This window comes from Sulfuricurvum sp. (assembly GCF_028712165.1).
Taxonomy (GTDB): Bacteria; Campylobacterota; Campylobacteria; order Campylobacterales; family Sulfurimonadaceae; genus Sulfuricurvum.
On the sequence record NZ_JAQTQR010000095.1, the window covers coordinates 1 to 8845 of the forward strand.

Genomic DNA, 8845 nt, shown 5'->3' on the forward strand with positions numbered 1-8845 from the left:
AAGAGAATGATATCAAGGATGCGAAATTTGTGTTTGAAGAGACTCTCGGATTTGAGATCGAGATGTTTCCGATACCTATGAGCGTTGCATTGCAGACGGCAATCAATGAAAACCGATCGATTGTTGATCTCTCGCAGCAGGGCGGGATTAAGGCGTATGCGTATAAAAAAAGTTCCAATTTAATCCGAAATCTTCACGAGAAAATCCGCGAATATGAAAACGTCTAAAGGGACAAAAGAGATGGAAAAAGTAAAAGAAAACAAATTCGCTGCGCGGGTGACCCAGCGGGAACTTTCAACGCACAAAGAGATCCAAACCGCTAAACATCCGGGCGGACGTCCGAAAAAAACGGAAGAGATCAAACAGAGCGAAAAGGTATTTTTGACACTCACAAAACAAGAGAAAGCAAAACTCGATGAACACACGGCACGCACCGGTGAATCGATCGCCGGAGCAATCCGAAGAGCACTTAAAGAGATGGGAATGATATGAAAGGGATAATAATGAAACGATCGATAATGTTAGGAGCAGCGATGCTTATGTTGGGCGGATGTGTACCTGAACCTACTCCGCAACAACCGCAAAAACCATGTATGAGTGCTGAACAGCTTGATGCATACGGATATGATTATCTTGCACGAGTGGCCAAACTGCTTCGCGAGGACAAAAAAAATATTGAGTCGTTTGAAGGGTTTATTAACACGATGAAAGGGACAGTTGATAACTATTCCGAAATGGTCAAATCAAGTGTCTATATCAGCAATGTTGTCCGATTTTTACCGATTCCCTATGCCGGAGAGGTTTCCAACACAACCAAACTGATTTCAAAAACCGTACTCAACCTCGGCGGTGCCGCAAGTGCGTTAAACCGATATAAATCCAGTACGGACGCATTTTTGGCGGGATTTGACAAACTGGATCGATCCAATGTAAAAGCGGCGGATGTATCACGACTGGCAGTGTATGCCGATACCAAATTGCTCAATGATGCGAATGATCTTGAGGCATCTTTGAAAGAGATTTCGTCATCAACGGCAATGATGGCGGCAACGACACAGAGTATCTCTGATGCACTCGATACGACGGGTAATTATGTCAATCAGGCGAAAAACTTTGTGGGTCTTTCACAACCCAACGGGGATGATAAGTCTAAAGTGGCACAAAATCGCAATTCGATCAATGCACGCATGATTCAACTCAATCAAAAAATCGCATCACTGGAAAAGAGCGGTCAAACGCATCGATTTAACATTGCAAAAGCACGGATTTATTCAGAGTTGGCGATGCAGTTGGAGCAGTAAAGACAGAAGCGAAAAACGCCTCTGCGAAGGAAAAGAATTAAGCTTTTTTCATAAATGCAGCGACAAGTACGATCGTACTGCCGTTGATTTTTCCCTCAATGTATCGTGCATCATCGGTAAGACGGATGTTTTTTACAATGGTTCCGCGTTTTGCGGTAAATCCTGCCCCTTTTACTTCGAGGTCTTTGATGAGGGTTACGGTATCACCTTCTGCGAGGATAGTTCCGTTGCTGTCGCGTTGAACGACCGCTCCGCCGTCATCGTTTGCGGCAGTGTTGAGCATTCCTGCTTGCGCCCATGCTTTGACGTCGTCTTCGAGATACATCATGTCGAGTTGGTCTTGATCGCCGAGTGCTGATAAGAGGCGATATGCCATTACCTGTACAGCGGGAACCTGACTCCACATACTGTCTGAAAGGCAGCGCCAGTGATCGGTATCGAGGTTTTGAGGGTTTTCGATTTGACTTTTGCACGTTTCGCAGATATAGATCGATTGTTCCGCAGAAGCGTCGCTCGGAGCGACTTCATAAGTAATTAACCCTTCCGTAGCCCCGCACAATTCACAGATATTTCCGCTTCTCTCTTGTAATGTTTGTTCAATACTCATAATAACACCTTACTTAATTAATAAGCGCATTATAGCGTATTGCTAGTGTGAGTATTGTATCCGATCCCCATCGACAAGGACTTTTCCTCTGTTACGGAGCAGCTTCATTGCGTTTAATTCATCGATTATAGGGGCTACAAAGAGGGCTTTGAGATGCATAACGGAGATTGCAAAATCATCTCTTTTGCATTTATTCAGTTCATCGGCGAGAATTGCCGGGGTAAGGTGTTTGCTGTCATAAGCCAATTTTGCGAATTCCGAAGGAAAAGAAACTTCTGTAACAAGTGTATGGATATTAGGACGCTCATTGAGCAGTTCCCAAACACGATCACACCGATAGGTATCTGCGGTAAACATGATCCCTGCACCGTTTTTTTCGATGATATAGCCGCAGCTTCCTTCCGTGTGATTCGTTTTGAAGGGAGTGAGCGTTACATCATCCACTGTACAAGGAGTTTCGAGTTCCAACTCGATTAGTTCGATAGTTTTTTCCGTATGGCCGATCAATGTGATCTCTTCAAAGTTCGGCCAGACCCGATGGTTAAAGATAAATTGTCTCAAATCATCAAGGGTTGACTTCAAACCGTAGATTTTCAGAGAGACTTTTTTTTGGGTAACGAAAAGGTCGGCGAGGAAAGGGATATCGATGATGTGATCAAGGTGCGAATGGGTGAGAAAAATATGTTCTATCGTAAATACATCATCTCCAAACGTATTGATAAGATTGCCGGCATCAATGACACAGTGGTTGCTTACGCGCAGGCAGGTAGTCCCTTGTGTGGGTGTTCGTGTCCCGCCGGTTCCTAAAAATTCAATACAGTCCATTTGCTCACCCTTACATATGAAATTAAATTATATTACAAAATATGCTAATTTGCGTTTTAAATATGACTGATCGATTTATAGGCATCCAATGTTCGTCATTTTGGAGCAACTTGTGTTATCCTTACCAATATTTTATACAACAGTTGCGCAAAGGAATCCGATGTCGCTCAAAGTCGTTCTCTCTCACAAAACCCATTATGCATTCGATAAACCGATCAACCTTTCTCCCCATGTCATCCGTCTTCGGCCTGCCCCTCATAGCCGAACCCCTATTGAGGCTTATTCATTAAATATTAAACCGGAAGACCATTTTATAAACTGGCAGCAAGACCCGTTTGGGAATTATCTTGCCCGTATTGTTTTTCCGGACAAAACAACTGAGCTAGAAATCGATGTCGAAGTTTTAGCGGAATTGGTGAGCATTAATCCTTTTGACTTTTTTGTGGAAGAGAGCGCAGAAAAGTATCCTTTTACCTACAGTAAAACATTAAAAAAAGAGCTCACACCGTATTTAAAGATCAGCGAAAAAGGGAAGCGGCTTAAAGCATTCATCGACTCCATAGATGTGACTCCTCGCCCTATCAACGATTTCTTGGTAGAGCTGAATATGAAGATCCATCAGTATTTAAGTTATACACTCAGAATGGAACCGGGAGTCCAAACGTGTGCTGTGACGCTCAAAGGCAAAACGGGTTCATGCCGCGATTTTGCATGGCTTTTTGTTCAGGTCCTTCGCCATCTTGGGCTTGCCGCACGTTTTGTCTCGGGGTATCTCGTACAACTTGCGGCAGATGTCAAATCGCTCGACGGTCCGAGTGGTCCTGCCGAAGATTTTACCGACTTGCATGCATGGACGGAGGTCTATATACCGGGTGCCGGATGGATTGGACTGGATGCTACGAGCGGACTGTTCGCTGCCGAGGGGCATATTCCCCTGGCATGTACACCGAACCCTGAAAGTGCCGCACCGGTAGAGGGGGCAATGGATAAGTGTGAGGTAGAGTTTACCTACTCAAACACGGTAACGAGAGTATTTGAATCGCCGCGTGTCACAAAACCGTACCGTGAAGAACAATGGGAAGCGATTGATGCGCTCGGATATCAGGTAGATAAAGAGTTAGTAGAAAATGATGTCCGTCTTACGATGGGAGGAGAGCCGACCTTCGTCTCCATCGACGATATGGAATCGCCCGAATGGAATACCGAAGCCGACGGACCGCATAAGCGGGAATTGGCCAATGTACTTTCACGTCGATTGCTTAAGACATTTGGCAAAGGGGGAATGCTCCATCACGCACAGGGGAAATGGTACCCCGGAGAGCCGTTACCGCGATGGATGTCAACGATTATCTGGCGTAAAGACGGTCAGCCGATTTGGAACAATCCCGATTTGTTGGCGAGTTTGGATCAGACATTTGATTATACAACCGAAGATGCCCGTAAGTTTTTGTCGCAGCTGTGTCTGAATTTGGGAATCAGTGACCAGAATATACATGATGCTTATAATGATCCGCTCGTCGCATTACTGCAAGAGTCTCTTTTGCCGATAGATGTTGATCCGATGAAAACAAGTATGAAAGATTCGTTAGAACGACGTGCATTGGCTGAAAATCTTTCCAAAGGGATTGACAAACCTGTCGGCTTTGTTCTTCCTCTTAACTGGGGAAGTACCCGATGGGTCACGTGCCGCTGGAAATTCCGTCGAGCACAGCTGTTTCTTGCTCCGGGAACTTCTCCGGTGGGATTACGTCTGCCGTTGGACTCATTGACGCATAAGCCCCATATCGAATTGGAACAGAGCTTTGAACCGGATTTATTCGGGGCATTTCCTTCGTTAGGAGAGTATCACAGTGCGGTAAAAGCACGTGCCGCGAAAGTGACAAAAACGACCAAAGAGTCAACCGATTATGATCTGTTTGTCCGCACGGCCATCAGTGTCGAGATCCGGGAGGGTAAACTCTTCATTTTTCTTCCGCCGATCATGAATACCGAAGCTTTCTTGGATTTGATCGCATCGATCGAAGAGGCAGCTGAAGCGCTTAAAATGGCAGTTATGATTGAAGGGTATGAGCCTCCGCACGATTTACGAATCGAAAAAATGCGTGTCACTCCCGATCCAGGGGTCATTGAAGTCAATATTCATCCGACGTCGAGTTGGGCAGAGCTTACGAGTGTCATCGATACTTTGTATGAAGAAGCCCATCAATCCCGTCTCGGAACGTTGAAATTTATGCAAGACGGAAAACAATCAGGGACCGGGGGAGGAAATCATGTCACCATCGGAGGCCTTACCCCAAGTGACAGTCCGTTGCTTCGGAATCCTGAGCTTCTGCGATCGTTGATTACATTTTGGCAGCATCATCCGAGTCTGTCCTATCTCTTTTCGGGGCAGTTTATCGGACCCACATCGCAGGCTCCGCGTGTGGATGAGGGACGGCTTGAAAACCTGTATGAGCTTGAAATCGCATTTAACCAAATTCCGGAAGAGGGAGAAGTCCCGTTTTGGCTTACTGACCGGTTATTTCGGCATATGCTGACCGATTTGACGGGAAATACCCATCGCAGTGAATTCTGTATCGATAAACTCTATTCGCCCGACTCTTCTACCGGACGGCTCGGTATTTTAGAGCTTCGCGGTTTTGAGATGCCGCCTCATGCACAGATGTCTCTTATGCAGATGCTGCTCGTTCGTACCCTTGTTGCATTGTTTTGGCGTAAACCGTATAAACACAAACTGGTACGCTGGAGTACCCAGCTGCATGATAAATTTTTGCTTGAGCATTATGTGCGGGAAGATATTCGGGATATCGTCGAGTTTTTGCGTTCTGAAGGGTATGCATTTGAAAATGATTGGTTTAACCCGTTTTTCGAATTCCGTTTTCCACTACTCGGTATGAGTACGGTCGAAGGGGTTCATTGTGAACTCCGAGGCGGAATCGAACCGTGGAATGTATTGGGAGAAGAGTCAAGTTCCCAGGGGACAGCCCGTTATGTAGATTCATCGCTTGAGAGAGTGCAGGTAAAAGTATCCAATTTTGTAGACGAACGGTATGTTCTTACCTGTAACGGGGTCCGCGTCCCTCTCGTCTCAACCGGAGTTGAGGGCGAATACGTCTCCGGTGTCCGTTTCCGCGCATGGCAGCCGTGGTCTGCACTTCATCCGACGATCGGCGTCGATACGCCGTTGGTATTTGATCTTGTGGATACATGGAATCGGCGTTCTATGGGGGGCTTCACCTATTTTGTTTCTCATCCGGGCGGACGTTCGTATGATACGTTCCCTATCAATACGCTCGAGGCACAATCTCGTCGTATTAGCCGTTTCTGGGGATTCGGGCATACCCAAGGGGAGATTGAAGAGGTGCATGAACCGATAATCAAACCTCAAGGAATATCAGGTGATGAAGTTGCTTCACGGGTTGTTTTGGACCATCCGATGAAAAAAACATTCTCATATCAGGAACTCCCTGGATCTTTGGAATATCCGCATACGCTTGACTTACGCCGAAAGTGGAGTCCAAATGCTCAATAAACATCTGTATTTATCCATTAAGGCAGCGATTTGAATTCGATGTTTGAAAATTATCATCTCAATTCATCGCATGATGAGATGTTTGATGAAGCAAAAAATATTCGCCCTCATTGGAAAACATTAAGGGATAATCTTGAGAAAATAGGTTTGGAGCAGCTGCGTTTCAAGCAAAAAGAGATTGACTGGCGTCTCGAAGATAATGGGGTTACCTATAATGTTTATAATGACCCGGGAGGGCTTAACCGTCCATGGAAACTCGATCCTATCCCGTTGATTATCGAAGAAGCGCAATGGACTGCAATTGAGCGAGGGTTAAAACAGCGGTGCAAACTGTTCAATTTATTGTTGCAAGATATTTACGGCGAGCAAAAAACGATTAAAGACGGGATAATTCCGATGGAAGTTATCTACGCCCACGGCGGTTTTATGCGGGAAATGCATGGGATGAAAATTCCTCTGGTCATTTATGCCGCAGACATGGCGCGGGGACCGGACGGAAAAGTTTGGGTTGTAAATGATCGTACCCAAGCTCCATCCGGTATTGGATACGCCATTGAAAATCGTCTCACAATGAACAGCGCGATGCAAGATTTATTTGAGGGAATTTCGGTTCAACGGCTTTATGATTTTTTTGAAACGTTCAAATCAATTTTTCAAAACGATAGTTTGGGACGCAACAGTGATCCGCTTAATGTCCTCCTTTCTCCGGGGCCGCACAACGAAACCTACTTTGAACATGCCTATTTAAGCTCCTTTTTGGGACTTACGCTGGTTCAGGGACAGGATTTGCTTGCTAAAAACGGAGCGGTATGGCTTAAAAGCTTGAAAGGACTTCGTCGGGTAAACAGTATTTTGCGTCGTGTGGACGAGACTTATTGTGATCCTTTGGAACTGCGTCAAGATTCACAGCTCGGTGTTGCGGGGCTTGTCCAGTCGATCAGATCCGGAGGAGTAGGGATGCTCAACCCTTTAGGGAGCGGAATATTGGAAAATGTCGGTTTAAATCCGTTTATGCTCCAATTAGCACGCTATTTTTTAGACGAAGAACTTATCCTTCCTCAAATTGCTACATGGTGGTGCGGTCAGGCTAAAGAGCAAAAATTTGTTTTGAATAATATGGAGCGTCTTATTATCAAAACGATAGACCGGATTGGAGAAAAGCATACCTTTGTGGGAAAAAACTTGACAAAAAAAGAGCTTAATGCCCTTCGTCTGGAAATACTTGATCAACCGCATCGCTATGTCGGGCAGGAAGAAGTCGAGTTTGCAAGCTGCCCAACACTAGTCAATGATTCAATTGAGCCGAGAAAGGTGGTTATCCGTGCCTATACGATTGTACAGAACGATGAATATACGTTGATGCCGGGAGCCTTGGTTCGTGTAGGAATGAGCAACGATTCTTTGATGGTATCGAACCAATTCGGAGGAAGCAGTAAAGACTTGTGGGTTCTGGGAGAATCTAAAATTGTGCCCTTAAATCCGCTGTTTCAATCCAAAACCGTTGTTGAAAATTCTCTTGAAAATATACCGAGTCTCAGAGCCGAAAACCTTTTTTGGCTGGGACGTTATCTAACGCGCTCTATCCTTACCGCACGGATGATTCGGACTACTCTTAAATATATGACGAATGCATCGCGCTACGATAAAGCTTCAAACCGACAAACGCAAGAGATGCTTACTAAAGCCCTTACTCATGTTACGATGACCTATCCGGGTTTTTTGGATGATGAGGGGAAAATGGATGCGTTTGATGAAATTGCTTCCGTCAGTTTTAATGCAATGCGTGTAGGGAGTTTGGCTCAGATTATTGCCATGCTCTCCAATACTAACACGTACGCCAAAAATCTTTTGCCGCTTGAAGCATCCCGTATTTTTGAACGAATGAGTCGTGAATGGAATGGCTTTTGTTTAGAAACAAAACCGCATCCTCGGTTAATGATTCATAATCTGGATAAATTGCTCATGCAGCTGATGGCCTATAAAGAGTTGATTCAAGAGAGTCTGTTCGCCGATCAAGGGTCCGTTTTATACGACATCGGTGCACGTATTGAACGTGCTCAATTGCTGATTTCCAAAGCTAGAGCATTGCTGATCCCTGTACACGATGTTGTAAGCGAATATGAAATTTTAGAGACACTTTTGACGACGTGTGAGAGTCTAAATGCCTATCGTGCCCGATATCGGACTTCGTTTGAAATGCACAATGTGATCGAATTCATGTTGCTTGATGTCAATTTTCCGAAATCGCTGATTAGTGAAATTGGAGGGTTGATGAAACTCTTTCCACAATTGCCGAAATTTAAAAATGCAACCTATCTTAGCCGATATGAAGAACCTATTTTTGAAGCTTTCTCAATGATGCGTCTCAGTAAAATCGATACACTCTGTTCTGTACCGAAGGATAAATATATACGCAATGAACTCGAAATACTTCTTTCAGGACTCTCTACCCGGTTATTATTGGCTTCCGGAGAACTATCTAAAACCTATTTTGCCCATTATGATGAGTAGCCAATGATATATACTATTTACCACAGTACCCGTTTTTTTTATCAGCATGAAGTTGGGTTTAGTCACAAT

General features: G+C 44.8%; 7 protein-coding genes. 5 read left to right on the forward strand and 2 right to left on the reverse strand.

What is annotated here, in order from left to right; translation table 11 throughout:
• The 3 genes from PHP90_RS12960 to PHP90_RS12970 all read left to right on the forward strand — a co-directional run.
• On the forward strand, positions 1–227 hold a 227-nt coding region (locus PHP90_RS12960; RefSeq protein ID WP_299930748.1), incomplete at its 5' end, for a hypothetical protein.
• The gene (locus PHP90_RS12965) at positions 214–492 is read left to right on the forward strand and encodes a ribbon-helix-helix protein, CopG family (protein ID WP_299930751.1); all 279 of its coding nucleotides are present in this window, start codon (positions 214–216) and stop codon (positions 490–492) included. The genes PHP90_RS12960 and PHP90_RS12965, both read left to right, overlap by 14 nt.
• 11 nt (positions 493–503) lie before the next feature.
• The gene (locus tag PHP90_RS12970) at positions 504–1301 is read left to right on the forward strand and encodes a hypothetical protein (protein WP_299930754.1); all 798 of its coding nucleotides are present in this window, start codon (positions 504–506) and stop codon (positions 1299–1301) included.
• Positions 1302–1338: 37 nt separating this feature from the next.
• Here the strand turns inward: PHP90_RS12970 and PHP90_RS12975 are convergent, their stop codons facing one another.
• Together PHP90_RS12975 and PHP90_RS12980 are read right to left on the reverse strand one after the other, a co-directional pair.
• Positions 1339–1908, reverse strand: a complete 570-nt coding sequence (locus tag PHP90_RS12975) for an alkylphosphonate utilization protein (protein WP_299930758.1) — start codon at positions 1906–1908, stop codon at positions 1339–1341.
• 42 nt (positions 1909–1950) lie between these two features.
• Positions 1951–2733 carry an MBL fold metallo-hydrolase gene (locus tag PHP90_RS12980; protein ID WP_299930761.1) on the reverse strand — a complete coding sequence of 261 codons (783 nt, stop codon included), beginning with the start codon at positions 2731–2733 and terminating at the stop codon, positions 1951–1953.
• A 160-nt stretch (positions 2734–2893) separates the two neighbouring features.
• Here PHP90_RS12980 and PHP90_RS12985 point away from each other — a divergent pair, with 160 nt between their 5' ends.
• Together PHP90_RS12985 and PHP90_RS12990 are read left to right on the forward strand one after the other, a co-directional pair.
• On the forward strand, positions 2894–6265 hold the full coding sequence (locus PHP90_RS12985) for a transglutaminase family protein (RefSeq protein WP_299930764.1): 3372 nt from the start codon (positions 2894–2896) through the stop codon (positions 6263–6265).
• Between the two features lie 39 nt (positions 6266–6304).
• Entirely contained in the window at positions 6305–8776 is a 2472-nt protein-coding gene (locus PHP90_RS12990; protein ID WP_299930767.1) for a circularly permuted type 2 ATP-grasp protein, read from the forward strand.
• Positions 8777–8845: the final 69 nt, after the last annotated feature.

Excerpts from the sequence above, each read along its gene's own strand:
- PHP90_RS12965 (WP_299930751.1), top strand. The coding sequence starts at position 214 with ATGAAAACGTCTAAAGGGACAAAAGAGATGGAAAAAGTAAAAGAAAAC.
- PHP90_RS12970 (WP_299930754.1), top strand. The coding sequence starts at position 504 with ATGAAACGATCGATAATGTTAGGAGCAGCGATGCTTATGTTGGGCGGA.
- PHP90_RS12975 (WP_299930758.1), bottom strand. The coding sequence starts at position 1,908 with ATGAGTATTGAACAAACATTACAAGAGAGAAGCGGAAATATCTGTGAA.
- PHP90_RS12980 (WP_299930761.1), bottom strand. The coding sequence starts at position 2,733 with ATGGACTGTATTGAATTTTTAGGAACCGGCGGGACACGAACACCCACA.
- PHP90_RS12985 (WP_299930764.1), top strand. The coding sequence starts at position 2,894 with ATGTCGCTCAAAGTCGTTCTCTCTCACAAAACCCATTATGCATTCGAT.
- PHP90_RS12990 (WP_299930767.1), top strand. The coding sequence starts at position 6,305 with ATGTTTGAAAATTATCATCTCAATTCATCGCATGATGAGATGTTTGAT.